We start from the raw sequence: 24806 nt of genomic DNA on the forward strand, positions 1-24806 counted from the left end.
GAACCCGCGGGTAAGGCGGCTTTCCCCATTTACTTATCCAGCCACTGTTTAAACAGCGGCACTTTTTCTTTGCTCACCAGCACTTCCCTTTCCGCGTCGCGCTTTAATTTGATACGGAGCTTTCCGTTGAGGGAGTTTTGAATACTGTCGATACTGCTCACATTGATGATATGTTGTCGGTTGGCACGAAAAAACTGGTTAGGGTCTAACTGTTCTTCCAGTTCATCCATGGTTTGGGTAACAGCCAGCTGTGTTTTGTCCTTTAACACCAGGTGCGTTACATTATAGGCATAAAATATAAAGTCTACATCGGCTACCAGTACGGTTTTATATCCATCGCGGAAGGGCAGCATAAACCGGGAGCGATAGGTCACTTCTTTTTGCCGGAAGAATTCAAGTAATTGCTGCACCATTTCTGCCGAACCGGCCGGTTGCCGGATCTTTTCGATTTTTTCCAGCGCCAACTGCAGGTCTTCTTTCTCAATTGGCTTCAGCAGATAATCTACACTATTTACTTTGAACGCCCGGATGGCATATTCGTCGTAGGCCGTAGTGAAGATAACAGGGCAGGAAAGGGATACCTGCGGGAAAATATCAAAAGACAATCCATCTGCGAGGCGGATATCCATTAAGGCTACGTCGGGAGGTGGGTTTTGCCGGAACCAGGCTACGCTGGCCGTCACCGTATCGAGGGTGGCCATTACTTCCATTTCCGGAGATATGTCCAGCAGCATATTTTTCAGGCGCGTAGCATTAGGCTTTTCATCTTCAATAATCACAATACGCATGACAGTAGTTTTTTAAAAATTAAGTAATGGCAGCGTCACCATAAACATCCCGTTTTCTTTCCGGATGGTAGTTTCCTGGTCGGAGAGCAGCCGGTAACGGTTCCGGATATTTTCCAGTCCGAGCTTGGTCGAAGGGATATTAGTAGGAATGAGTTGTATATTATTGCTCACGGTTAGTGTCCCATCGGTTTCTTCATAAATGGAAATATGCAGTGGTTGCGCTGCGGACGCCACATTGTGTTTGATAGCGTTTTCTATTAACAATTGCAGGGTAATAGGCGGAATACCCCTGTTGGTAATATTTTCCGGTACTTCTATCCGGATATCCACATTGTTGCCATGCCGGATTTTTATCAGGTAGATATAAGCCTGTATAAATCTCAATTCTTCCCGGAGTGTAATAATATCGTTATTGAGATTAATGATCATATACCGGTATACCCGGGACAAATTTTCGAGAAATGATAGCGCTGTACCTTTATCTTCTTCAATCAACGCGGAAAGCGTGCTGAAGTTGTTGAACATAAAATGGGGGTCCAGCTGTAGTTTGAGCGATTGCAGCTGTGCCTGCATGGCTATCTGTTTCAATTCGGCGGTATTTAATTTTAATTCGGCAGCTTCCAGCATGGAAGTTTTCCAGCGTTGCAGGAAGAAGTTCCCGGTGTGTACGGCACTGATTAAAATAGATAGCATCACGCACACGAATACAAACTGCCATTCATCTATTTTTTCCAGTAGTGTGGCCGGTTTGTCAGGAGGAGGACCGAAGATGAGCCATAATATTCCATAGAGCACACTCAGGAGAATAGATACGGTAATGATCTGTCCGCATAGTTGTGCAATAAATCTCCGGATCGGCCATTTCTCCCAGGGAATACGGGTATCCAGCCACCGGGCGCTTACCAGGCTTAGTTCGGTGATGCCCCAGCAGGTAGTCATCATGATGATACCTTCTGTAAACAGTTCTTTCCAGCCTTTGGCTGCCAAAGATTCCCAATAATAGCTGTATGGATTTACCAGGTAAGACAGCAGGTAATACAGGAGAAAAATCATAGGAATGATGAATATCCTGTAATACCTGTTGAATAAATCCTGTTGTGGTATGTTGTTTTTACTCATTGCAGATACTTAACCATGGGTGCTACCATTATTAAATATAAATAATTCGGTGGTACTTCCTAGTGCCAGCCGCCCCCGAGCGAGCGGTAGAGGGCAATAACAGCACTCAGCTGATCGCGTTGCAGGGTAGCGAGATCGAGTTCACTTTGTAATACATTGCTTTGTGCGGTGATCACTTCCAGGTAGTTGGCCATGCCGCTTTGAAACAGCAGGCTGGCGTTCCTGGTGGCGCTTTGCAGCTTCTCCACCCGCACTTGTGTCATAGCTTGCTGGGCTTGCAGCTTATCTATTTTCACCAGTGCGTCAGACACTTCTCCCACGGCGGTGAGTACTGATTTTTTAAACTCCAGTACTGATTTTTCCCATTCTATTTTAGCCGTTTCCCAGTCTGTTTTTAATTTCCTCCGTTGGAAGATGGGCTGTGTGATACTGCCGCCTACTGTTTCAAAAAGGCTACCTGGTATATTGAACCAGTTACTGGCTTTGAAAGCATTCAAACCAGCACTGGCAGTGATGTTGAGGGCAGGATACATATTGGCTTCTGCAATACCGGCCCGGGCATTGGCTGCTTTTACGGCCATTTCAGCAGCATTTACATCGGGGCGCTGTGTGAGCAGCGAAGCAGGAACACCGGCAGCCAGCGGCATATCGAAATGTACCTGTTGCAGTCGCTCATGGCGGACAATCGTACCCGGCAATGCGCCGGCCAATATCTGCAGGGCGTTTTCCTGGATAGCTATTTCCTGTTCTATCTTAGGCAATAATGCCGCCGCCACCTGGCGCTGGGCCTGGGTTTGTTCTATCGCCAGGTTGTTGATTTGCCCGGATGCAAACTGAAACTGCATGATCGTCAGCGTGCTGTCATTCAGTACCAGGTTACGGGTGGCAATATCATGCTGGGTATCCAGCATGAGCAGGTTGTAGTAAGCATTGGCTACATCGCTTACCAGCGCAGTACATACCGCTTTGGTGGCTTCGGCTGTTTGCAGGTAGCTGGCCAGGGAAGCTTCTTTCATCCGGCTTATTTTTCCCCAGGCAATTACTTCCCAGGAAAGACCCAGGTTAGCGTTGTAATCGTCCATGTATCTGGTGCCCATAAACTGCTCTGATAAAGAGCCATTGAGGCTGTTTTTAGATGGCCAGTTACGGTTGGCCTGTACCTGCAGGTTCAGTTCCGGCAAGGCTCCCAGGCGGGCTGCTTTAAGCGTTTGCCCTGCCGCCGTTACATTTTTCAATGCTACCTGCAAGTCAAAATTTTTGGTCACAGCACTATCGATCAGAGCTTGCAGTACCGGGTCCCGGAAGAATGACTTCACCGGTAAGAGCCCAATGTTATTGCTATCTCCCGGTAAAGTAGCACTCCGGTATTGTTCCGGCAAAGCTACAGGCGGCCGGCTGAAATTTTTGCCTACCCGGCAGCCGGTAGCAGTGGCCGAAACAACTGCTACCCACACCAGGAAGGAGATATATTTGTTCATGTGTTGCTGATTTAGAAAAAATGATGATTATACAGTGGCGACAGGCATTTCCTTTTCCAGTACGGGTAATGCAGGCCGTTTACCGGATACTTTCTCCTGTAAAAACTGGAATACGATAAACAATACCGGGATAATAAATACACCCAGTATTACCCCCAACAACATCCCGCCGGCAGTGCCTATACTGATGGAATGGTTACCCAGCGCCGACGGCCCCTTCACGGTCATCAACGGAATCAATCCCGCTACAAAGGCCAGTGAAGTCATAATGATAGGACGTAACCTGAGCTTGGCGGCCTCCAGTGCGGCAGATAGCAGTGTTTTACCTGCCCGGCGCCGTTGTACGGCAAACTCAATAATAAGGATGGCATTCTTGGCCAGCAGTCCTATCAACATCACCAGTCCTACCTGTACGTATATATTGTTATCTATACCTGCCATGCGAATAGCGAGAAATACGCCCAGGATACCGGTGGGTATCGACAGCAATACCGCCAGTGGCAGCAGGTAGCTTTCGTATTGTGCGGCCAGCAGGAAATACACAAATACAATGGCTAAGGCAAAAATCAATACCATCTGGTTACCCGAAGTTTTTTCTTCCTTGCTGAGGCCCGTCCACTCGTAGCTGAAGCCTGCTGGTAATTTTTCTGCGGCCAGTTTTTCTATCGCTTTAATCGCGTCGCCGGTGCTGTAGCCCGGTTTAGGCGTGGCATTGACAGCAATCGAATTAAACAGGTTGTAGCGGGTCATCATTTCCGGGCCATATATTTTTTTCAGTGTAATCACACTGTTTACCGGCACCATTTGTCCCTGGTCATTTTTTACAAAGATGCCTTCCAGGCTGGAAGCGTTACTCCTGGCCTCCGGCGCTGCCTGCACCATTACGCGGTAGTATTTACCAAAACGGTTAAAGTCAGACGCCTGGTTGCTGCCATAATAAGTTTGCATGGTCATCATCAGGTCGCTCACGCTCACACCCAGCTGTTTCGCTTTTACCGGGTCTACCACGATTTCATATTGCGGGAAATCTGCTTTAAACATGGTAAAGGCCACCGCTATTTGTGGTAACTGCATCATTTCCCCGATGAAGCGGTTGGTAGTTTCGCTGAAACGCTCAATGGAGCCACCGGTACGGTCCTGTAATACCAGCTCCAATCCATTGAAAGTGCCGAAGCCTGGCACGGTAGGGAAGGTGAATACGGCAAACGTGCCTTCTTTGATGCTGCTCAATTGCATATTCAGCAACCCTACGATATCATCTATTTGTTGCACCTCTCCTCTTTCCTTAATGGGCTTCAATTTCACAAAGCCCATTGCATAAGCTGGGCTGGCGCCATTGCTGAGAATATTATACCCGGAAATGCTGGTGGCAGATTCAATCATCGGCATTTGCTTCAGGATACTGTCGGCCCGCTGCAATACGCGGGTAGTACGGTCTAAACCGGCGCCAGGAGGGAGCGATAAAGAATACGCCACGAAGCTGCCATCTTCATTGGGGATAAAGCCTTTGGGCGCGGTAAACATCAGCCAGCCGGCTAATCCTATTATTGCGGCTAATCCGCTTAAACTCACCCATTTATGCGCAATCAGCCACTTTACACCAACGGTATATTTGTTGGTCATTGCCTGGAAGCTGGTATTGAATGCGGTGAAGAACCGTTGTGAAAATCCTTGTTTGGTAGGATGGGCGCCACCTTCGCCGCCATGGTTATTTTTCAGGAAGAGGGCACATAATGCCGGGCTTAAAGTTAACGCATTCAACGCTGAAATGAGAATAGCGATGGCAAGTGTAAAGGCAAACTGCCTGTAAAACACGCCTGTAGGCCCTTCCATGAAGCCTACCGGCAGGAATACAGCTGCCATCACCAGTGTAATGGATACAATGGCGCCGGTGATTTCACTCATCGCCGATAAGGTAGCTGCCCTCGCGGGCAGGTGTGATCGTTCCATTTTACTGTGCACTGCTTCTACCACCACAATGGCATCATCTACCACAATACCAATGGCCAGTACCAGCGCAAACAGGGTGAGCATGTTGATGGAAAAGCCCATCAGCTGCAGGAAGAAGAAGGTCCCAACCAGTGATACCGGTACCGCTATCGCCGGGATCAGCGTAGAGCGGAAGTCCTGGAGGAAAAGGAATACGATCACAAACACCAGCACAAAAGCTTCTACCAGCGTAGATTTCACCTGTGCAATGGATACATCGAGCTGTTCTTTGGTGCTCATCGTTACCTGGTATTTCACTCCTTTAGGGAAGGATTTGGACGCTTTTTCCAATACCTCGCTGATGCTGGTTTGTATGGCGTTGGCATTGGAGCCATTAGTCTGGAAAATAGCCATAGTAACGGCGTCTTTACCGTTTACGCGGTTATCGGTGGTGTAGTTGGCTGCGCCCAGTTCTATCTTTGCCAGGTCTTTGAGATATAATACAGTACCATCGGGTGCTACGCGGATCACGATTTTTTCAAACTGCCCGGGTAGGTTAAATTTACCTTTATAGTTGATCACATAAGACAGCGGTTCGTCGGTGCCTTCTCCGAAACGGCCGGGAGCTGCTTCCAGGCTTTGGTCGCGGATAGCGTTCATCACCTCTGTAGGCGTAATGTTATAAGCTACCAGCTGTGCGGGTTTCAGCCATACGCGCATGGAATAGTCTTTGGCGCCGAAAATCTGCGCCTGTCCAACCCCGGGAATACGTTTAATTTCAGGGATGACGTTGATCTTGGCAAAATTTTGCAGGAAGGCCTCATCATATTTTTGTTTATCCTCACTGTAAATGTCCAGGATCATAATCATACCACTCTGCTGTTTGGTAGTGGTAATGCCGGCCTGCACTACTTCAGCTGGTAACTGGCTGGTGACCTGTGCTACCCGGTTTTGTACGTTTACGGCTGCCTGGTCGGGATCGGTTCCCAGCTTAAAGTAAACGGTTACACTACCTACGCCATCATTGCCGGCGTTGGACTGGATGTAGGTCATATTTTCTACCCCGTTGATAGCCTCTTCCAGAGGCGTTACTACCGAACGGAGTACGGTAGCGGCGTTACCACCGGGAAAGGTGGCGCTTACTACTACACTCGGGGGAGCAATGTCGGGGAATTGTGTTACTGGCAGGCGGGTAAGTCCTACTATCCCGAGGATGACCAGGATCACAGATATTACCGTAGCGAGTACGGGACGTTGTATTATTTTATTCAGCATAGCTCAGTATCTTTTGGTACGCCTGGCGTACTTATTTTCCTTTTGCGGAGGTATGAACGGTGTCTTGTTGTTTTTCCTGGATCGGCGCTATGGGACTGCCTTCTGCCAGGGTTTCAATGCCTGCTGTTACAATTTTATCGCCGCGTTTCAATCCATTTTTTACAATGAAATTGCTGCCATTGCTGCCGGCGATATCGATGATCTGGCGTTTCACGATATTGCTGTCGCCTACCTGGTATACAAATACTTTGTCCTGCATTTCCAGGGTAGCGGCTTGAGGTACCAGCAGGATGCCGTTGTGCAGCCGGGTCATCTTTACCTTGCCGGTATTGCCGGAGCGCAGTATGGCCGCTGGATTAGGGAAAGTGGCGCGTAAGCTGATGGCGCCCGTATTTTTATTAAACTGCCCATCTACCATTTCAATGCGCCCTTTTTGGTTAAATTCATCGCCGTTGGCAAGCACCAGGTGTACCGGTAGCAGGTGTTGCAATTGTTGCTGTAAAGTGGCGCCGCTATTGCCGCGGCTGAAGTCCATGAAATCATTTTCACTCATGGAGAAGTAGGCGTATACTTCGCTGATGTCCGACAGGGTGGTTAAAGGGGCGGTATCCGTTTTCCCTACCAGGTTGCCAATTCTTTTAGGAATGCGACCGATATACCCACTCACCGGCGCTTTTACCAGGGTAAATCCTACATTAATCTGCGAAGCGGCAATAGCGGCTTTCGACTGTTCCACGTTTGCTTTGGCTGTTTGCAGCGCTGCTATGGCTGTTTTCAGTTGCATGTCGGCCACTACTTTATTGGCTACCAGTGGTTTTATTTTTTCTACTTCCAGCTCGGCGCTCGTTACGGCCGATTGCATGGCATGCAGGTTAGCGATATCTTTATTTAGCTGTTCTGTATAAGGCTGGTCGTTGATTTTGAACAGTGGCTGCCCTGCTTTTACAAAGCTGCCTTCTTCTATGTATATTTTATCGAGATAGCCATCTACCTGTGGACGTACATCTACGTTTACCTTCCCTTCCACAATGGTGGCATATTCGCTGGTAGTAAAGGCAGATGTGGTGTCGAGGGTAGTTATGGGTAGCTCCGGTACGTTTGCTGCTGCACTGGCGGTTGCATCTGTGGCCTGGCTGCCACAACCATAGAGGGTGGCAGATAGCAGTCCTGCCATTAATAGGTTGGCATATATGCTGTTGCGATTGTTTTTATTCGTTGTTGCCATCACGTTGTTTTTTGTAATAGATGGCGAATATCAATACCATTGTGGGCTATAGGGTGAACAATCCGGGTGAACCGGAAAAACCGGGTGTTGAACCGGAAAATGGGTGGGGTGAAATATTTTCCATTTTATTTAACGTGGCCCTGGCATACTTAATCGATAGGGATCGGAATATATTTGGTATTTTTATACTGCAATAAGCACAGATATGTGTTTGTTACTGTTACCTAAACATATGCTCAACGCTACAAATAACCACTGTATTTATCATGATGGCAGGCCTGCATGTATTTAAACAACTGGCGGCGCTCGGCACCCGGGATCAGATGCTTTCCAATGAAGAACGGAAAGTGGTTCAGCTGGTAAATACACTTGCCCTGGTAACAGGCGGTTTTGCTATCACCATTGGCCCTGTGCTGTATTTTTGGTCTGGTGAACTGAAGATCTTTATCCCGGCGATGATAGAAGCCTCGCTGTTTGCCATCGTGTTGTTGCTGAACTATTACCACCGGCATGCGCTGGCGGCCAGCGTAATGATTGCTACTCAAAACCTGGCGGCGGTATATTTCGGGATGATGTTTAGCCAGCGGGCGCCTATCCAGTTGCTGACGCTTTGCCTGGTAAGCGTTACCCTGTTTGTATTTAAGAGAAGATCCCTGCGTATCACAGGTATTATAATTGCTTTCCTGTGCCTGGCCATATTGGAGTTCAATGATTTTACCAACATTGTACAACCCATTCATTTCACGGGGGAGCAACAACACCTGATCCGGTGGCTGGCCATGGCGGTGATCCTGCTGCTGAATGTGATCATTGTATTGTTTTATGTGACGCAAAATGATCAGCAAACAACGGCGCTGAAACATGCCAGTCACTATAAAAGCCTGTTTCTCCGGGAAACCAACCACGATATCAACAATCCGCTGAATGTGATTTACGGCATACTGCAGCATTACCTGCCACAAGCCGAAAAGCCGGACCAGCCATCGGTAGCAGTAAGCCCCGGGCATATCCGCACCATGTATGCTGCTACCCGGTCTATTATCGATGTGGTGGGAAATGTACTGTTGTTTTCAAAGATAGAAGCGGGCAACTACGATAAAATAGAAGTCTCAGAGATAGCAGTCCATTCCTGGCTGGAGGAGATTACGGAAATGTACAACGAGCTGGCGGGAGCCAAGCAGATTAATATCTCACTAACAATAACTGCCCAAACGCCGGCAGTCATTATTTCCGACCGGGTGAAATTAACCAGGATCATTTCCAACCTGTTGGCAAACGCTATTAAATTTTCTCCTACCGGCGCTGATATCCGCCTGGAGGCCGGTGTCCGGGAGGCAAGGTTACAAATAAAAATTGCGGATCGGGGAAAAGGAATTTCCCCGGAGAAGTTAAAGAATCTGTTCGACTCCCCGTTTGTATCGGAGCGCAACGACCTGATCGAAGGTACGGGCATTGGGTTGACCATTGTGAAACAGTTGACAGATACACTTGCAGGAACTATCCAGGTGGAAAGCGCGCCTGGTACCGGCACTACCTTTACCCTACGTATACCGGTTACCGTGCCCGAGGTGCCGCAGGTGGTGGAAACAGTTGTACCGGAAGAAGCTATCAGCCGCTTCCCCAACAAATCGGTACTGGTAGTAGAAGATAACCCCATGAGCCAGATGATAGCCAATATGCATTTGAAGCGTTTGGGCTGTGCTCCCATCAGCTTTGCCGCTACTGGCAAGGAGGGCGTGCTCCAGGCCAGGGAACAGGTGCCCGACCTGATATTACTGGATATCCAACTGCCTGACTGTAACGGCCTGGAATTATTATCTATCCTAAAATCTGACCCCGTTTTGCGGGAGGTGCCTGTAGTGGTCGTTAGCGGCGACAATTCAGAAGACTTATCCCGGCAAATGCTTGATTCGGGCGCTGCCGGCTATATTACCAAACCAATAGAATTAAAGGCTTTATCTAACCTGCTCTCCACCTATTTTGGCTAAGGGAGCACGCTTCCACTTTTTCGTTTATCCCTGCTGTTTCCGTTCCCCCCAACGGGTGTTGCTCCTGTATTATATTTGTTAAGGAGAAATGCAACAGTAAATGATCCTATTACCTTCAGCCCGGGAGAAGTCTTTTTTTTAAATATCAACCTGTTTAATTATGAAAATCACAGCTTTGCCAAAGCCGGAATATCCGTTTCCGTCGCTTATGAGTACTTATGCAGAAAAGGTCAAGGCCCAAACAGACATGTGGATTGACCGGGATTACGGATTTCTGCCTATGAAGATGCAGATGAAGTACAAACTATCCAATTTTGGGTATATCACAGCCAGGTGTTTGCCTGATATGCCTACCTACGACCATCTGAAACCCGCTGCCATGTTCATGTTGTGGGGAACTGTTTTTGATGATTATTATGAATATTGTACTACTGCACAGTTGCAGTCGCTGCAAAAACGGGTGGTAGCCGTATTGGAAGGCAGTGACCCCGAGCCTGGAGAGCACGACTTCTTCCCGCTGCTGGCCGACATACGGGACCGGCTAAACGGACTTTTACCGCCGTATTGGATGCAGCGCTACATCGACAATGTAGATAATTACATTGGCAGCATGCAGCTGGAGGTGCCATTTAAGCTGGTAAAGCACTTCCCAAGGCTGGAAGAATTTATCCGGTTGCGGGAACTGACCATCGGGGTACATGCGTTCCTGGATCTGATCATCCTGCAATTGGGCCTTGACTTGCCTGAGGAAGTGATGAACCACGCCTATATGAAGGAGCTGTATCGCCTCACAGCGCGGGTATTTGCCTGGTGCAATGATTTTTATTCCATTGAAAAAGATATTGACCGGGAGCCGCTAAACCTGGTGCTGGTATTACAACATGAATTTAAATTGTCGATCGAAGCCGCTAATGATGCTGCCATGAGCTTCCACGACAACGATGTCAGGGAGATTGTCAGATTGCAGTCGGATGTTCCGGATTTCGGCCACTATACCAATGGCGTGAAAAAATTTGCCTGGTACCTGGGCGTGATGATTCAGGGACAAAAAGACTGGTATGCTATCGATACCAAACGTTATCAGAAAGGAGGATTTCCAGAGGAAGATACCTTCAAAGCAGTTGCAGGGAGCAGTCTGTAAGCCCTTGCCGTTAACAGATTTGAATAGTCCGGGGCCAGGGTGGCTGGTCCCGGATATATTTACAATGGTATCTCAAACAGGCTGGAAGTGCCGTTTTTGTAATGTGCCGGCAGCTCTGGTGAATCGTCGGTAGCAATAACGCCGAGATAATTAAACCCACAGCTTACATAGTAGTTGTTCAGCTTATCGTTGCCGCTACCGGTATCCATCCGGATAAATTGTTTCTGGTTTTCGGTAGCATATTCCCTGCTCCAGGCCACGATATGTTTCACATAGCCGTTGCCGTGATAATCAGGATGCGTAGCAATACGGTGGATATAAATAGCCGGATCGCTGTCTTTTTCTTTCCAGATAGCGGGATCGCTAAAAGCAATAGAAAACACGCAAACGATTTGGTCCCCTTCCACTATTTTCCATAGCCGCTTTTCGCTGATTTCCTTTTCTATCAGCGACGGCTCAAATCCCAGCCACTGTTTTTGTGCTACCTTTTTTTGTAAAAGTGTGCCTGCATCATACAAACTAAATATCAGGCTGATGTCTTCCCGGGTACTGTTAGTAATTTTCATGATCCGATGATTATTTCGACTGTAAAATTCAACTATCTATTTTAAATAAAACAGATTCAGTTTTGTTTATTTTAGCCAGATCAGATTTTGTATATTCCTTATTGGAAGCGGTTTTATGAAATGTATTATCTTTAAAGGATGAAACTAACGATATCAGGTTATTCTACTGCTTTATTTTCCACCTGGTACCTGCTGGAAGAGTGGGGTATTTTAATGGATGCAGGCGATGGACTAACAGCGGCGCTATTACAAAAGAGCAGGAAGATCAACTATGTATTTATATCGCATGCCGACAGAGACCATCTTACTGGCCTGCTTCAGTTAAACCAACTTAATGCCCGGCAAGGCTTCCCGGTGATTTGTTATCCCCGCGACAGCAAGTCATTCCCCGCCATGGAAGAGTTTTCCAAACGGTTTGATCCACATATCAGTGGCGCCCAATGGCGGGCAGTAGCACCCGGCGAAGAAATATGGGTAAAAGACGACCTGGTAGTAATACCCATCAGGAATGAACACGTAACCACGGATCTGCAAACCATCCGCAGCCTTAGTTATAAAGTAATGCAGGTAAAACAAAAGGTACGCCCCGAACTGGCCGCCTTGCCCGCCGCCGAATTGAAGCAAATCATCCTAACCAGGGGAAAAGAAAGCACCACTATGGAAGTACGTAGCTGCTTACTGGGCTACTCCGGCGACACCCCGGTAACAGATCTCCACCGCTGGGATCAATCGGGCATATTAATCCATGAAGCCACCTTCCTGGCCAGCGCAGGCGATGTGAAGACGGTACCACATAAAAATAAACACAGTAAACTGGAAGAGGTGATGGAAATGGTAAGCGGTATCCAGGTACAGCAACTGGTGTTGGGGCATTTCTCTTCCCGCTACGATGCTGCACTGATAGATCGTAGTATCCGGAACCTCTGCGATAAATACAGCATTAATATCCCGGTATACCGCCTGCTGCCGGGAGTAACGGTAAGGGATATACTTTCCGGTACGCCTGTTAATAAATAGAAGCGATTGCAGAAAAATTTGTTTTTGTGGAATATAATTTCCTACATTTGCATCCCGCTTCACCACATAAGTGGTGGAAATGTCGGAACGGGGCGTAGCGTAGCCCGGTATCGCGCCTGCTTTGGGAGCAGGAGGTCGCAGGTTCGAATCCTGCCGCCCCGACACAATAAGAAGTCTACTCAGAAAAGGGTAGGCTTTTTTTGTTTTTTGAGAAAACTTGTTTGTTATGCCTCATTATGTTTACATCCTTCAAAGCCTTAGCACAGGAAGATACTACGCAGGTGAAACAGCGGATGTATCAGTGCGGTTGAGTAAGCACAATTCACGATCAACAACAAGTACCCGGTATGGAGTGCCGTGGCGGGTCATCCATGTAATTTTATGTGAAACCAAAAAAATTGCGCTCCAGTTGGAGAAGCAAATTAAAAAACGAGGTATATCGCGTTGGCTATTTGACCAAGGCATAGCATCATAATATCGCGTACCGCTGTAAGCGGCAAGGTCGCAGGTTCGAATCCTGCCGCCCCGACACAATAAGAAGTCTACTCAGAAAAGGGTAGGCTTTTTTTGTTTTTGAGAAAACTTGTTTGTTATGCCTCATTATGTTTATATCCTTCAAAGCCTTAGCACAGGAAGATACTACGCAGGTGAAACAGCGGATGTATCAGTGCGGTTGAGTAAGCACAATTCACGATCAACAACAAGTACCCGGTATGGAGTGCCGTGGCGGGTCATCCATGTAATTTTATGTGAAACCAAAAAAATTGCGCTCCAGTTGGAGAAGCAAATTAAAAAACGAGGTATATCGCGTTGGCTATTTGACCAAGGCGTAGCATCATAATATCGCGTACCGCTGTAAGCGGCAAGGTCGCAGGTTCGAATCCTGCCGCCCCGACACAATAAGAAGTCTACTCAGAAAAGGGTAGGCTTTTTTTGTTTTTTGAGAAAACTTGTTTGTTATGCAGGGATGCCGGCTGATATCGTCTACCATGTCAACACTTCCTATAATCTGTTCTCCTATTTCAATTTTTTGCGAACAGGGAGGTGTTGTATTTGCCGTCTAAATTCCATGGGCCCCATTCCTGTAGTTTTAGAAAATAAACGAGAGAATGAAGATGGATCATCAAAGCCAATTTGATAGCATATCTCAGAAATTGAAAGCTTTGTTTCTTCCAATAACGCTTTCGACATGTCAATACGCTTTGTCTGTATCCATTTTCCAGGACTTATTTGCCTGATAATTGTATTGTCGTTTGGGCCGACTCAACGGGAAGAGTAGACTTCCTGTTGAGTCGGAAGATTTGTTGTACGAGCATGTCAGTGGATATCTTACGGTTGAAGATCAAGTATTGCTTTACCGCGATGGCAGGGGAAATATTTTTCGGCGGAAGTCAGAGGGAAATCTATTGCAATAAATCAGCTGGTTTAGTTGCTGTTGTAACATTGTAAAAGCCTTTAAGTATAGGATTTACAGGCTTTGTTGCATCCAATCTATATAATGTTCTATTCTTCCTGCAAGATAAAAAGGTAAATTCAGCAAAGTATATTCTTTCCCATTTGAAGTGCTTACCTTATCAATTTTTAATTGGCCACCATAAATCCTTATTGCGAATGTATGTGTTGTAGCATCCATAAAAGCATGTAAAGATTTTAAGGTGCCGGTTGCACCCGATTTAACTTTAATAGGTATTATCATGCTGTTATATGGAATTACAAAATCAACTTCAGCTGTAGAGGTTGGTTTTTCTCTTACCCAAAAATGTAACTCATTCAGTATGTTGTATTTTGAAGACAATAATTCTTGTCCCACAATATGTTCTGCAACCTTGCCCTTATAAACTGAATCAATATCTTTTGTGCTGATTAGTTCTTTTTGTAATCCGGCAAAGAAATTTAACATCCCGGTGTCTAATATATGCAGACGTGGCGATTTTTTTCTATCGGGCAGGAGCGGGACTGACGTATTGGTGGTTGGATAGACAAGGTGAATCAACATCACCTTTTGCAGTGTTTGCATCGCCTCGCTCACCTCTCTTGATCCATAATTTGAATTGCCAAAGCTTTGGAATTTAATACGATTGCCTGCTTCAAGAAAACTGGTGCTAATAATGTGTCTTATGATTTGAACCTGATTGGTATTTCGGCCATATTTCTCGACATCTTCTATATATGAGTATATTAATGATTGATATACATCTCTTAACGTAAGAAGATTTTTATTGGCGATATAATGCCGGATTACTTCAGGCATCCCGCCTATAAGTGTATACGTGTGAAATAAATCAAGTAGTTTAGAATGTGTATATTCTTTTATTGGCATCTCCTGTAAAGCAGCAGCAGCTTGTTCTTCATTTAATGCAAGCAAAAACTCATGAAAAGAAACGGGTCTTAATATTTTATATTCTACACGTCCCACAGGGATTTTAATTTGACCATTGATGGATGTTTCTAAAAGAGAGCCTGCCGCTATAACATTTAAATCGGGTATTTTCTCATAGAAGTAGCGAAGCATATTTAATGCTCCTGGAACTTCTTGTATTTCATCTATGAATAATAATGTGTTTTTTAAATTGGCTATGTCCTTATTAAAAAGAAAGAATATTTGCTGAGTCAGTTGTTCTACTCTGCCATAATCTGTAAAATCAAGTGAGTTATCGGCTTGTTCTAAATTTAAATAAATGTATTGTTCATAATGTTCAGAAAACATATTGACAACAGTAGTCTTACCGACTTGCCTGGCTCCTCGTAATAAGAGCGGTTTGCGGTCTGGGTTATTTTTCCACTTAACCAGTTCTTCAATAATATCTCTTTTGAACATTTATTTTACAATATTTATATAATTGATAATGAATTTATTGTAATATTTATAGAGTAGTTATTCTTATTATTTGTAATGAATATAGGGTAAATTTAAATAGAATTTGTAGTATTTATAGGGTAATTTTTGTGATTTTTTGTAACATTTATAGGGTTATTTAAAATTTGAATATTTTTATTTTTTTAATTTGATGTGATTTTGGCCAAGTGGGACTGCGGCCAAAACGCATTTAGATCCGTGTTATTTTCTACCATTTGTGTATTACCATCCAATTACCCGATGCCGCCAAATTGCAATGACATAGGTATCCGCATGCTCTTCCAAAGGATTATTCTCTCTAAGCTTTCTCTGTATAGTATACGCCTTTTCATAATCGTCAATTAACCCAACATTATTCAGATCGCCTGGTAGAAAGGTTTCATCAAACCCACCACAGTTACTTAATGCACTGGTAGTATAGTAATGATCTAAAAGATCATAACCGAGGAAATCATAATCGTCCTGCTGAATCAGAGAACAATCTGATCCCGGCTGGATAACTATGGCCAACAGGTTAAATTTCGGGATATCTGTTTTCCTGAGTACATACTCAGTTGTTCTGAAGAATCCTGTTTCACGGCCCTCCTCGAATATCATCTCTGTCCAGTAGTTATCATCCTCCTGGTCAGGATCTATCAATACTTCATTGAGGCCGGTATCTACAGAAACAAGTTCAGTAAGGTGGTTCAATCTACTCCATTCAAGATATTTGGACCATGTTAAACCTTCTCCCTGGTTGTTTTTATCAAATTTGGCGCGTGTAGTATATAGATATGTCATCATCTCTGGCTCTCCATTTTGCTTTTATACCACCAGAATCGCATACGTAGTAATCACCTTTACCAAATAATTTCTTGGGTGCATTGCCACAATCTTCATGAATATTAATCTTAACCACAGTAATTGGATTTATTGATCTAAGAGGAAATACTATTGAGGTAAGCTATACGTCACTCTCCCGTTGGCATCCAGGAAATTCAGTTTAGCAGTACCGCTGGAATCTACCAGCAGCTGCAACCGGGTCCTGCCCATACGGTCGGCCAGATTGACCATGGCGGTTTTACTATCATCTTTGCCTACAAAAACGCGTTGGGCATAGGCCTGCTGTCCGGGTTGAGGTTCCATCAGCCGTTTAAGTAATGCCTCTTTATCAGGACCATTGGGAAGTGCCTGCGCTTTTTTATAGTCACCTCTCCACTGCCAGAAAGCTGGCGAGGTTTGCCAGTCGTCAATATGAAGCCCGGTGTTTTGATCGCCGTTCTCGTCAGCATAGGTCAGGTAAAGTACCTGGTTTTGATTGTACTGGTCGAAGGATAAATGTCCCGTGGCAGTGTATTTCCCACTGCTGTCTTTGCCGCCCATAAATACCAGGCCTCCGTTTTCGGTGCCTTCATCATTATAAAAAACCAGTCCAGGTCTGTTGCCGCCCGGGATAGGTGGTTTGATAGGTTTGCCATAAGCCATTACTTCCGGGGAGCGGCTTTTATTGGAAATGACCATCCTAACCTGTCCATTAGATTCTACGATATTGATACGCTCTACAGAAATTTCACCGAACCGTTCAATACGGGTGAAGGCAAATAAACCGGCAGCTACTACCAGTAAGGTCAGGATACAGGCATACCATTTAAGGCGTACTAAGTCCTTTTGCATTTTGGCGAATTGTTCTTCCATGAAGGGTTTATATGAGTGATTAAATATTGTCAGGTTACACAAGCCGGTAACGGCGATAAAATTTATTTTGGTAGCTTAAACAGGTGATGAATGCAATTTAATGCCAATTTTTAAATCAAAAAAAAGGGTAGCTAAAATACCTGGAAACAAGGAGTGCCAGCAACGGGAAAATAGTGATGCGTATAACAGGAATACTATGTTCCCATGAACAATTCCCGGATTGCAGGATGATGTTTCACGTCACTTACTTTTAGTATTTCATTCACCAGGTCTGTTGAAACCGGCCTTGGATGCGGATATTTATACTCCCGGAGAAAATGGCGCAGGGCTTCATTTACCTTGCTTTCACCAATCAGCTCGCTCAGCTTTACCATCACTACGGCGCCTTTTGAATAAGAAATATGTGTATCGCCGGCAGTTACTTTATAAAGAGGGGGATTATCAGAAAATCCTTTGGCAGCATCATATATTTGCTGATGCAAACGAACTTTCGCCAGCATTTTTTCCCTGCCATACATTTTCTTATACAACATCATTTCGGTATACATCGCCAGCGTTTCAGTAAGCATTACCGCGCCTTCCCGGTCGTCGGGAGCTATCTGGCTATTGCCCCACCATAAATGTGATAACTCATGTCCTGCTATTTCGTTGATAACATCCTGCTGCTGGTCAGCCTGTATGTTGGTATGAAACAACATATCTTCCGTCATAAAGATGGTTGCCGGATAAGCGGTGCCTGCAAAGCCTTTTGTATAGGAAGATACTTCTGCGAAGGTGACGCTATGAAACGGATAGCTGCCAAATTGCTGCTGACAATAATCTAAGGTAAGCTTAGCGCAGTTGATTAAATGTGCCACATTTTCGGCATGCCGGGGGTGATAGTAAACATTGATAGGAACACCATTGTGAACGACGCTACTCCGGCTGTAATGCGCTGATGATACAGCAAAACGGAAAGGGATCGGTTCACTGGTTCTATAATGAAAAAAGTTGCGGTCGCCCTGTTGCCATTGGCCTGCCAGCTCGCCTGTACCGATGGCCGTTTGAGGTTTCGGGGTGGAAATGACCATGTCGAGCTGGATGAAATCGCGCTCCGTAGCACGCGGCGCCTCCAGTGCTTTAAGGCGGGTGGGAGCGCCCAGCGTATATTTTTGCCGCAGTGCGCTATCCGTTATTTCGCGCTGCGGCTGATACCCTATTTGCGGGTAATAGCGACTGATGCGCATGAAGGAGCCGTTTTCTATAATGGCATTAGAAGGAAGGTGACCATTTACCGGCCACCAATGGTAGGAGGCTTCAAACGTAATGCAGGCGCTGTCATTGGGTTGTAAGGGGTGCTGTAGCATTATTTCGGAAACAACTTGCTGTATTGTAATTGTTTCCCACGGGGAGGTATAGCCAGCTTTCAGGAGGTGGAGCGCATCGTCAAAATTGATCAATACCCGGTGAACAGGCAGGGAAGTCAGGTTCCGGATAATATAATTACCCGTAATAGTATATGCCATTTTATCGGGATACAGATTAATATTGGTATTTACCGCTGTAACGGTGGGTTGTGGAATAGCCTGGTATTTCCGGTATTGCTTTTCATAACGAACATCGGCCAGGTCATTGTAAGGACGGTATCCCCGCATAAACTGCCGGCCACTAATGAAGCTAATAATTGCTAATATGAATATAACGGAGACCACTATACGTTTTACGGATTTATTTATTATAAACCAGTAAATAATCCATAGCATACCAACAATACATACCCCAAAAAACAGCCTTTGTATAAAGAAAGATACATACACACCGTATCCATTAAAATCGCTGTAAACACCATTGAATCCTGAGAAGAAACGGAGTAAAGGGATGGGTATAAATTTTTTCGATAGGGGACTGGCCACTATCAATGCCATCGCTACCGATATCCCCAATGCGATGTAAGAACGTTTCGTGATCCGGTTAATCAGCAGGAGGAATCCCGCTAACAGCGCCAGTGGCGCCGTATTAAAATATATTACACCCGCATAGGCCCGCCAGTCAATGTAAGGATACCGGTACAGGTACTGGAAGAGGATACCAGTTATTATCACCAGGGCTGTGTACAACAACAAAAGGAAAACACTGCTACACCAGTGGGCCCATTGTTTAATACCGGCATGAGCGGTGGTGGTTTCTATGACTGCAAATTTTACAGTGGCGCTTTTCCAGTACAGGGTATTTACAAAGTATACCAGCAACAATAGCCCCAGTAAATGGAAGTTGGCGGAAATAGTGGTGGCCATTAGTCCAGCGCTGGCATATTGTTGCGGTATGCGAATGCCCTTTTCTATGGCGGCGTACATCTCCATACTCATATCAAAAAGCAGGATGATAGCACTGGCAGCAAAAGGAATGCTTTTGAAGGTATGGTGCAGGTCGGTTTTTATGAAAGAACCTATCGCTTTCATTTGCGCCGGGAAGCGGTAAACTGTGGTTACAGGAAGTCGAAATATAACCGGTGAGCGCTTATGAGATACCGCCTTCGGGCGATGTGGTTGCCAGGAAGTATCGGCTGCCCGTTTGTAACTAAGCCAGGTAAGCATCAGCGAGATAGCCAATATCACACACCTGTTGAGTAAAAAATATCCGGATAACGGCACCAGCAAGCTATTGCGCTGCATCACCGAAAAAGTGCTGCTTACATAAAAGTAGGCCGACAGGCCAAATGGATCGATAATGGCGGAAATGCGTTGTGCCAGGAGAGATTGGGGCAATGCCTGCGCCATAAAAGGTGAATTGGAGTATAGTAGTATCACCATATATAACACATACAGTAATAGCCCTCCTATAGCGGTCAGCAATTTATTTTTTGTACACCATGCCAGGGACGACAAACAACTGCATATAAACAGGCTGTTTATACCACCAAAGATTAAAGTAGGATAACCGTAGTAAATCAGCTGTATGGCGCCACCTGACCTCATTTGTTGACCTGCGGCAAATCCTGTGATGAGTACCAGGAAGCTGCTGAACGTAAGCCACCATAGCGCCAGGAATCGTCCGGCTGCAAACCCGCTTTTATGGAGCGGCGTGGTGAATAAGATCTGCTCAAAATGATTTTCGGACTCAGAAAAGAGTAACCTGGAAGTAAGTATTGTAGCAATAAAAATAATAGCCAGACTTAGCATCCCTGTCATAAAGCCTATGGTATAAGGGCTATCCAGGCGTATGGCTTCTCCGGCATTCATACTAAACTGGCTACCGGTGAAAATGCCCAGCGCCAACAGGCAGGCAGCAACGAGGTATACGGTGATGCCTCTTGTACATCGTTTGATATCAAATAGCAGGATTGCTTTCATGGTATAAAGTATGAAAGTATACATGTTCCAGGGTGGGTGTTACCGGGTGAAAGCCATCAGGTGGGATTTCACTATACACGGTAATGTGCAGCTTTTTTTCGATGAGCTGTTGACTGATAAGCCGGTGGGTGGTCTGATAATGCGTTAATGCGCGGTGGTCAATTTGTTGGGTCCATACTTTCCCGTTTAACCGGGCTATCATTTCGCCGGGAGTACCGGTAGCCAGCAATGTTCCCCTTTTTATGATGGCCATCTGCGAGCAGAGATTTCGTACATCTTCTACCAGGTGGGTAGAAAGCATAACAACCACGTTTTCGCTAATATCGCTCAGCAGCAGGTTGAGCCGATTGCGTTCTTCCGGATCTAAACCAGCGGTAGGTTCATCCACTATGATCAACTGGGGATTGCCGAGCAGCGCCTGGGCTACGCCGAAGCGTTGTTTCATGCCCCCGGAAAAGGTATGCACTTCTTTATCGCGAGCCTGGTATAGATTTACTTTGTCGAGCAGGTACAGGATCTGCGCTTTCCGCGCGGCGCTATCCGAAACGCCTTTCAGCACTGCCAGGTGCTGCAGCAACTGGTAGGCAGAGGCGCCGGGATATACGCCAAAATCTTGCGGCAGAAAACCAAGCTGTTTGTGGAGATATCCCGGGTTTTTTATAACATCTGTTCCATTGAAAAGAATGTTGCCGCTGTTGGGGTGCTGCAAACCCACAATGGTTTTCATCAGCGAGGATTTACCTGCGCCATTGGGACCGAGCAGGCCAAACATACCGTGACTTATTTCCAATGAAATATTATCCAGCACTTTTACTGACGGCTGGTAGGCCAATGAAAGCTGATCAATACACAATCGGTTCATTTCGTGAAGTGTTTAGACAATACAATCCCTGCAATGGAGGTCCATTGCTTTTTGCAACCAGTAAATAAATGAAGGCTATACTTCTTCCCTGTATTCCAGGATATCGCCGGGCTGGCAGTCCAGGATGTTACAAATGGCTTCCAGGGTGTCGAAGCGTATACCCTTGGCCTTCCCGGTTTTTAGTATAGATAAATTAGCAGGTGTAATGCCCAGTTTTTCTGCCAATTCTTTGCTTTGCATTTTACGCTTAGCAAGCATTACATCCACGTTTACGATAATTGGCATAACTATATAAATAAGTCCTGTTCGTTTTGTAATCGCAAGCCCTGTTTAAAGATGGCTGCCAGGAAGTAAGTAAAAATTCCGAGGAACAAATGTACGACTATCAATCCCCATACAACACTTTCTACCTCCGTGAAAAGCCGGGAAAATAAAGCCGCAATGCCCGGTACAAATAGGTTGAACAGGTAAAACCTGCGTAAGCGCACGATATTTTCTGTTGAAAATAATTTCGGCAGATAGAATACCTTAAATACGCCGGCAGCCAGCCAGAAGAAAATAGTATATAGGCTCAAAGGCAACAGGAAGTCGAGCAATATATAAGTAAGGTTGTTGTCGATGTTAAGAAAGGGGGTGTTGGTAAAGGGATACAATATATGCAGGTACTTTCCCTCACCATATGGATTGATATTCGTATGGGTAACTAAACACCCAATTGCATATAAAACAATACAGCAATATCCCAGGGCTAATACCCCGCTGATGTAATACAATATTTTAGCAATGATTTTGACACGGGCCATTTCCGATAATTTAAAATCTACATGCAAAATAGTAATTGATTATCGTAAAACAATAATTATTTTATGTTTTATTATAATTTTAAAGAGAGAAATCAAAGCTATTGGTATTCAGAAGTGAACCTATACAGCCGGTAATGATGCATACCTGTTCCATTGATACAGGTTAACCACGATTGTTGTGCTACCAATGGGGAGCAATGCCCGTAAGTAAAAATGTGGATTATTCTTTGCCGCGATTCGCGCTGCAATATATCCAGCATGTGCTGTAGCATGCTGCCCTCAAAAGGCGTGTAAAAAAAGAAAAGTGTACCTTCGGAATAATCGCCCTGGTGGGCATTTATATTAGTAAAAGTTACCCCCTGCAACTGCAAGCTAGATATGCAATGGCGGGCATAATCACAATAGGCAGGTTCATATTCGATCCCGTTCGATTTGATGCCGCTAAGCAGGTTAACCAGGATGGTGGCCTGTCCGAGTCCACTTCCAATGTCGAAAAATACATCGTGTGGCGTAGGCTGGGCCAATGCCACCATTTGAAATATAATTCTTGCCGGCGTTTTCTGATAGTATATCATTTCGGGCTCCTGCTCGAGCACAGGGGCTGGAAGCGGGTACACAGATAACAGGCCATTGATAAAAGTGTCGAGGTCATCATATCCTGGTTCGTCAGATGGTGCGGCGTTGTCAACTACTTCACCCAGGTATTCGGAAACCATAGCGTTAAAGGTGGTGGGAGAATAGCCCCCTGCGCTGATTTTTTGCCGGAGCTGTGTAAACAATAACAGGTCTGCTTGTTCCAGTTTACATTTCAACCGTATAGCCCATTGTTGTAGCTCCAGCAGCGCCGGTGTGGGTGTTAAGCTGCTGATCCTGTCCAGTATATGAAAGTCGAGCTGATCGATAGCCTGGGCGCGGTGACGGAAATTCTCTATTTCATAAAGGGTGTCATCTGCTTCTATTGCCTGGATACAGGACTGTAGCTCATTTATCACCACGCAATTTTTGAATGAATGTAAAATAATTTATGTTTTACCAGTAGGGAATTTTTATGGCGGCAACACCTGGTTTTAGTGTAGCTTAGGGGTATACGCTGTTAAAAGTTTATCCTATGACCATCACACACATCATACAGATACTGGCTACCGTTAGCACCGGACTGATTACCGGGCTCCTTTTCGGTTTTTTGATTGCTATCAATCCTGCATTTACACGTTTGCGGGATGCGCCTTACATTGCCGCTATGCAGGCTATTAACAGGGTGATTGTAAATCCGTTGTTTATACTCAACTTCCTGGGTGCCGGCATACTATTGCCCCTGGCTGCATTTATGCAGGGCAGCTGGTGCTTATGGATGGCTGCGGCTTTGTATGTATTCGGAGTGCTGGGCGTAACCATCGGCGGCAATATTCCACTGAATAGTGTGTTGGATAAATTTCCGTTAGACACAGCCACCCCGGAAGCTGCTGCCAGCGCCCGCACCGCTTTTGCCATCCCCTGGAATAAATGGCATGTGGTACGCACCTGCGCTGCCCTACTGGCATTCATATTGGCGGTAGCGGCCTGCGTATATGGAAGATAGATCAGTTTATCACTTACTAAAAAGCCTTCCCCGTGAGGAAGGCTTTTTAGTAAGTGATAATTACAAAGACTAGAAATTAGTGTTGATAATAAGCGTATTCCTGTCTGCTGCTGCAAAATCCATTAAAATAGTTCCATACCTGCCATGTGTGTTGTTGGTAAAGTAAGTGGTCAGTTGTGGATTGATAGCATTTGAAACGGTAGTAATGCTGGGGATACCAAAGATTAATGATTTATACCCACTGCTGAAGTTGAGATACCATACGGATGCACTGCCGTTTTTGGCTTCTGTCAGCAGGTTAGTGATACTGGTCCATTTACCATTGTTATCGGGCACTACATACTGGTCCTGTACCCTTAAATTGGCGTTGCTGTTGCTGATAGAAAAGGTGGTGTTGTCTGCCCAATTGGTGCAGTCTATGCCCTTGGGTGTGTTGCTGGCGCCAAACCGTCTTACCAGTACAATTTTGCCCCTTACCTGGCCCAGGTTGGGAATGGTAGCGCTTAGATACCATTTGGATGGTTGCAGCTGTGTGTAGCTGTCGAATGTTTGTTCAAAGGTGCGCGTGTTGTTGGTCGGGTCATACTCTTCTTTTACGCACATGATAATGGTTTCAGAAGGGTTAGCTGCCAGGAAGTCGTAACAGGCATTGGTAACATCCGTGAAGTTCATGTTTTGGTAGATGGAACCATGATGAATGGCGAAGGCATCACCAATATGCCGGCAACGGATGTCGAGAAAGCGGGTGCCTGCATCGAGTTGCTCACGGATGGTGAGGTTCTGGCATTTGGCAGTGCCGCCTATGGGCTCAAAACGTGCGCCGCTGTCGTGGGTGCCGGGAATAGATAAGTTGGATAAAGCGGTATTGTCGGCAATGGATCCCATCCAGGCAGACAATGATACCGTTAAACCAGCGGTAGCAAGGCTGTTGGCGCCCGCATCGATCCTGCTTTCGGAAGTTGGGTGAACGATATCTTTTTTACAGCTGAAAAGGAAAAAGGTGGCCGCAGCCAGAAAAAGGGTTACTTGCTTCATAGTGGATGTTTTTAATATTTAAAATATACTAAATAATTTCAGAGATAGCTATACCCGGATGCGTTAAGTTTTTATGAAAAAACAGGTGCGTTTTCGGGTTGCCGGCCTGCGACAAGTGTTTTACTTTTGAAGAAAAGAATT

Annotated in this window: 22 protein-coding genes and 1 tRNA gene; 7 read left to right on the top strand and 16 right to left on the bottom strand. The window is 45.6% G+C overall.

What is annotated here, in order from left to right; genetic code table 11:
- Positions 1 to 29: 29 nt before the first annotated feature.
- The 5 genes from HGH91_RS12935 to HGH91_RS12955 are packed head-to-tail and all read right to left on the bottom strand — an operon-like array spanning position 30 to position 7814.
- Positions 30 to 788: a LytR/AlgR family response regulator transcription factor gene (locus tag HGH91_RS12935; RefSeq protein ID WP_168738826.1), complete on the bottom strand. Its 759-nt coding sequence runs from the start codon at positions 786 to 788 to the stop codon at positions 30 to 32.
- A 12-nt stretch (positions 789 to 800) separates the two neighbouring features.
- Positions 801 to 1907, bottom strand: a complete 1107-nt coding sequence (locus tag HGH91_RS12940; protein ID WP_168738827.1) for a sensor histidine kinase — start codon at positions 1905 to 1907, stop codon at positions 801 to 803.
- A gap of 59 nt (positions 1908 to 1966) precedes the next feature.
- A complete protein-coding gene (locus tag HGH91_RS12945; protein WP_168738828.1) occupies positions 1967 to 3385 on the bottom strand; it encodes an efflux transporter outer membrane subunit in 1419 nt (472 codons plus the stop codon).
- A 27-nt stretch (positions 3386 to 3412) separates the two neighbouring features.
- Entirely contained in the window at positions 3413 to 6589 is a 3177-nt protein-coding gene (locus HGH91_RS12950; RefSeq protein ID WP_168738829.1) for an efflux RND transporter permease subunit, read from the bottom strand.
- 31 nt (positions 6590 to 6620) lie between these two features.
- Positions 6621 to 7814: an efflux RND transporter periplasmic adaptor subunit gene (locus tag HGH91_RS12955; protein WP_247651720.1), complete on the bottom strand. Its 1194-nt coding sequence runs from the start codon at positions 7812 to 7814 to the stop codon at positions 6621 to 6623.
- Positions 7815 to 8080: 266 nt separating this feature from the next.
- Here HGH91_RS12955 and HGH91_RS12960 point away from each other — a divergent pair, with 266 nt between their 5' ends.
- Positions 8081 to 9802, top strand: coding sequence for a hybrid sensor histidine kinase/response regulator (locus HGH91_RS12960; protein WP_168738830.1), 1722 nt, complete (start codon positions 8081 to 8083; stop codon positions 9800 to 9802).
- A 160-nt stretch (positions 9803 to 9962) separates the two neighbouring features.
- Positions 9963 to 10943: a terpene synthase family protein gene (locus HGH91_RS12965; protein WP_168738831.1), complete on the top strand. Its 981-nt coding sequence runs from the start codon at positions 9963 to 9965 to the stop codon at positions 10941 to 10943.
- A gap of 59 nt (positions 10944 to 11002) precedes the next feature.
- On the opposite strand, the gene HGH91_RS12970 is transcribed toward HGH91_RS12965, so the two are convergent.
- On the bottom strand, positions 11003 to 11509 hold the full coding sequence (locus HGH91_RS12970; protein ID WP_168738832.1) for a GNAT family N-acetyltransferase: 507 nt from the start codon (positions 11507 to 11509) through the stop codon (positions 11003 to 11005).
- 138 nt (positions 11510 to 11647) lie between these two features.
- On the opposite strand from HGH91_RS12970, the gene HGH91_RS12975 reads away from it, so the two are divergent.
- The 4 genes from HGH91_RS12975 (at position 11648) to HGH91_RS31610 (ending at position 13367) form a co-directional block, all read left to right on the top strand.
- Positions 11648 to 12526, top strand: a complete 879-nt coding sequence (locus tag HGH91_RS12975) for an MBL fold metallo-hydrolase (protein WP_168738833.1) — start codon at positions 11648 to 11650, stop codon at positions 12524 to 12526.
- An 88-nt stretch (positions 12527 to 12614) separates the two neighbouring features.
- Positions 12615 to 12688: transfer RNA gene (locus HGH91_RS12980), tRNA-Pro, on the top strand.
- Between the two features lie 64 nt (positions 12689 to 12752).
- A complete protein-coding gene (locus HGH91_RS31605) occupies positions 12753 to 13001 on the top strand; it encodes a GIY-YIG nuclease family protein (RefSeq protein WP_168738834.1) in 249 nt (82 codons plus the stop codon).
- 117 nt (positions 13002 to 13118) lie between these two features.
- A complete protein-coding gene (locus tag HGH91_RS31610; protein WP_168738835.1) occupies positions 13119 to 13367 on the top strand; it encodes a GIY-YIG nuclease family protein in 249 nt (82 codons plus the stop codon).
- Between the two features lie 176 nt (positions 13368 to 13543).
- Here HGH91_RS31610 and HGH91_RS31615 read toward each other — a convergent pair whose 3' ends face one another.
- The 9 genes from HGH91_RS31615 to HGH91_RS31505 form a co-directional block, all read right to left on the bottom strand.
- On the bottom strand, positions 13544 to 13768 hold the full coding sequence (locus HGH91_RS31615) for a helix-turn-helix domain-containing protein (protein ID WP_410493793.1): 225 nt from the start codon (positions 13766 to 13768) through the stop codon (positions 13544 to 13546).
- Positions 13769 to 13994: 226 nt separating this feature from the next.
- Positions 13995 to 15344 carry an ATP-binding protein gene (locus HGH91_RS13000; protein ID WP_168738836.1) on the bottom strand — a complete coding sequence of 450 codons (1350 nt, stop codon included), beginning with the start codon at positions 15342 to 15344 and terminating at the stop codon, positions 13995 to 13997.
- A 261-nt stretch (positions 15345 to 15605) separates the two neighbouring features.
- Positions 15606 to 16166, bottom strand: a complete 561-nt coding sequence (locus tag HGH91_RS13005) for a hypothetical protein (RefSeq protein WP_211092277.1) — start codon at positions 16164 to 16166, stop codon at positions 15606 to 15608.
- A gap of 147 nt (positions 16167 to 16313) precedes the next feature.
- Positions 16314 to 17036 carry a hypothetical protein gene (locus HGH91_RS13010; RefSeq protein WP_211092278.1) on the bottom strand — a complete coding sequence of 241 codons (723 nt, stop codon included), beginning with the start codon at positions 17034 to 17036 and terminating at the stop codon, positions 16314 to 16316.
- A gap of 215 nt (positions 17037 to 17251) precedes the next feature.
- Entirely contained in the window at positions 17252 to 20386 is a 3135-nt protein-coding gene (locus tag HGH91_RS13015; protein ID WP_168738838.1) for an ABC transporter permease/M1 family aminopeptidase, read from the bottom strand.
- Positions 20364 to 21248 (bottom strand): ABC transporter ATP-binding protein, encoded by an 885-nt coding sequence (locus tag HGH91_RS13020; RefSeq protein ID WP_168738839.1) that lies wholly within the window; start codon positions 21246 to 21248, stop codon positions 20364 to 20366. Before HGH91_RS13020 ends, HGH91_RS13015 begins: the two co-directional genes overlap by 23 nt.
- Positions 21249 to 21323: 75 nt before the next feature.
- Positions 21324 to 21533 carry a helix-turn-helix domain-containing protein gene (locus HGH91_RS13025; protein ID WP_145663802.1) on the bottom strand — a complete coding sequence of 70 codons (210 nt, stop codon included), beginning with the start codon at positions 21531 to 21533 and terminating at the stop codon, positions 21324 to 21326.
- A 2-nt stretch (positions 21534 to 21535) separates the two neighbouring features.
- Positions 21536 to 22051 (bottom strand): DUF2975 domain-containing protein, encoded by a 516-nt coding sequence (locus HGH91_RS13030; RefSeq protein WP_168738840.1) that lies wholly within the window; start codon positions 22049 to 22051, stop codon positions 21536 to 21538.
- Between the two features lie 98 nt (positions 22052 to 22149).
- Positions 22150 to 23043 (bottom strand): hypothetical protein, encoded by an 894-nt coding sequence (locus tag HGH91_RS31505; protein ID WP_168738841.1) that lies wholly within the window; start codon positions 23041 to 23043, stop codon positions 22150 to 22152.
- Between the two features lie 116 nt (positions 23044 to 23159).
- Here HGH91_RS31505 and HGH91_RS13040 point away from each other — a divergent pair, with 116 nt between their 5' ends.
- Entirely contained in the window at positions 23160 to 23630 is a 471-nt protein-coding gene (locus HGH91_RS13040) for a DUF1772 domain-containing protein (protein WP_168738842.1), read from the top strand.
- 69 nt (positions 23631 to 23699) lie between these two features.
- Here HGH91_RS13040 and HGH91_RS13045 read toward each other — a convergent pair whose 3' ends face one another.
- Positions 23700 to 24665, bottom strand: a complete 966-nt coding sequence (locus HGH91_RS13045) for a phosphatidylinositol-specific phospholipase C (RefSeq protein ID WP_168738843.1) — start codon at positions 24663 to 24665, stop codon at positions 23700 to 23702.
- Between the last annotated feature and the right edge of the window lie 141 nt (positions 24666 to 24806).

This window comes from Chitinophaga eiseniae (genome assembly GCF_012641265.1).
Taxonomy (GTDB): Bacteria; Bacteroidota; Bacteroidia; order Chitinophagales; family Chitinophagaceae; genus Chitinophaga; species Chitinophaga eiseniae_A.

What these genes read in the sequence shown, in the direction of transcription:
- HGH91_RS12975 (WP_168738833.1), top strand. Translation starts at nt 11,648, where the DNA reads ATGAAACTAACGATATCAGGTTATTCTACTGCTTTATTTTCCACCTGG.
- HGH91_RS12960 (WP_168738830.1), top strand. Translation starts at nt 8,081, where the DNA reads ATGATGGCAGGCCTGCATGTATTTAAACAACTGGCGGCGCTCGGCACC.
- HGH91_RS12970 (WP_168738832.1), bottom strand. Translation starts at nt 11,509, where the DNA reads ATGAAAATTACTAACAGTACCCGGGAAGACATCAGCCTGATATTTAGT.
- HGH91_RS12935 (WP_168738826.1), bottom strand. Translation starts at nt 788, where the DNA reads ATGCGTATTGTGATTATTGAAGATGAAAAGCCTAATGCTACGCGCCTG.
- HGH91_RS13015 (WP_168738838.1), bottom strand. Translation starts at nt 20,386, where the DNA reads ATGAAAGCAATCCTGCTATTTGATATCAAACGATGTACAAGAGGCATC.
- HGH91_RS13040 (WP_168738842.1), top strand. Translation starts at nt 23,160, where the DNA reads ATGACCATCACACACATCATACAGATACTGGCTACCGTTAGCACCGGA.
- HGH91_RS31605 (WP_168738834.1), top strand. Translation starts at nt 12,753, where the DNA reads ATGCCTCATTATGTTTACATCCTTCAAAGCCTTAGCACAGGAAGATAC.
- HGH91_RS12955 (WP_247651720.1), bottom strand. Translation starts at nt 7,814, where the DNA reads ATGGCAACAACGAATAAAAACAATCGCAACAGCATATATGCCAACCTA.
- HGH91_RS13010 (WP_211092278.1), bottom strand. Translation starts at nt 17,036, where the DNA reads ATGCAAAAGGACTTAGTACGCCTTAAATGGTATGCCTGTATCCTGACC.
- HGH91_RS12940 (WP_168738827.1), bottom strand. Translation starts at nt 1,907, where the DNA reads ATGAGTAAAAACAACATACCACAACAGGATTTATTCAACAGGTATTAC.
- HGH91_RS13000 (WP_168738836.1), bottom strand. Translation starts at nt 15,344, where the DNA reads ATGTTCAAAAGAGATATTATTGAAGAACTGGTTAAGTGGAAAAATAAC.
- HGH91_RS13030 (WP_168738840.1), bottom strand. Translation starts at nt 22,051, where the DNA reads ATGGCCCGTGTCAAAATCATTGCTAAAATATTGTATTACATCAGCGGG.
- HGH91_RS31610 (WP_168738835.1), top strand. Translation starts at nt 13,119, where the DNA reads ATGCCTCATTATGTTTATATCCTTCAAAGCCTTAGCACAGGAAGATAC.
- HGH91_RS13045 (WP_168738843.1), bottom strand. Translation starts at nt 24,665, where the DNA reads ATGAAGCAAGTAACCCTTTTTCTGGCTGCGGCCACCTTTTTCCTTTTC.
- HGH91_RS12945 (WP_168738828.1), bottom strand. Translation starts at nt 3,385, where the DNA reads ATGAACAAATATATCTCCTTCCTGGTGTGGGTAGCAGTTGTTTCGGCC.
- HGH91_RS12965 (WP_168738831.1), top strand. Translation starts at nt 9,963, where the DNA reads ATGAAAATCACAGCTTTGCCAAAGCCGGAATATCCGTTTCCGTCGCTT.
- HGH91_RS13005 (WP_211092277.1), bottom strand. Translation starts at nt 16,166, where the DNA reads ATGATGACATATCTATATACTACACGCGCCAAATTTGATAAAAACAAC.
- HGH91_RS13020 (WP_168738839.1), bottom strand. Translation starts at nt 21,248, where the DNA reads ATGAACCGATTGTGTATTGATCAGCTTTCATTGGCCTACCAGCCGTCA.
- HGH91_RS12950 (WP_168738829.1), bottom strand. Translation starts at nt 6,589, where the DNA reads ATGCTGAATAAAATAATACAACGTCCCGTACTCGCTACGGTAATATCT.
- HGH91_RS13025 (WP_145663802.1), bottom strand. Translation starts at nt 21,533, where the DNA reads ATGCCAATTATCGTAAACGTGGATGTAATGCTTGCTAAGCGTAAAATG.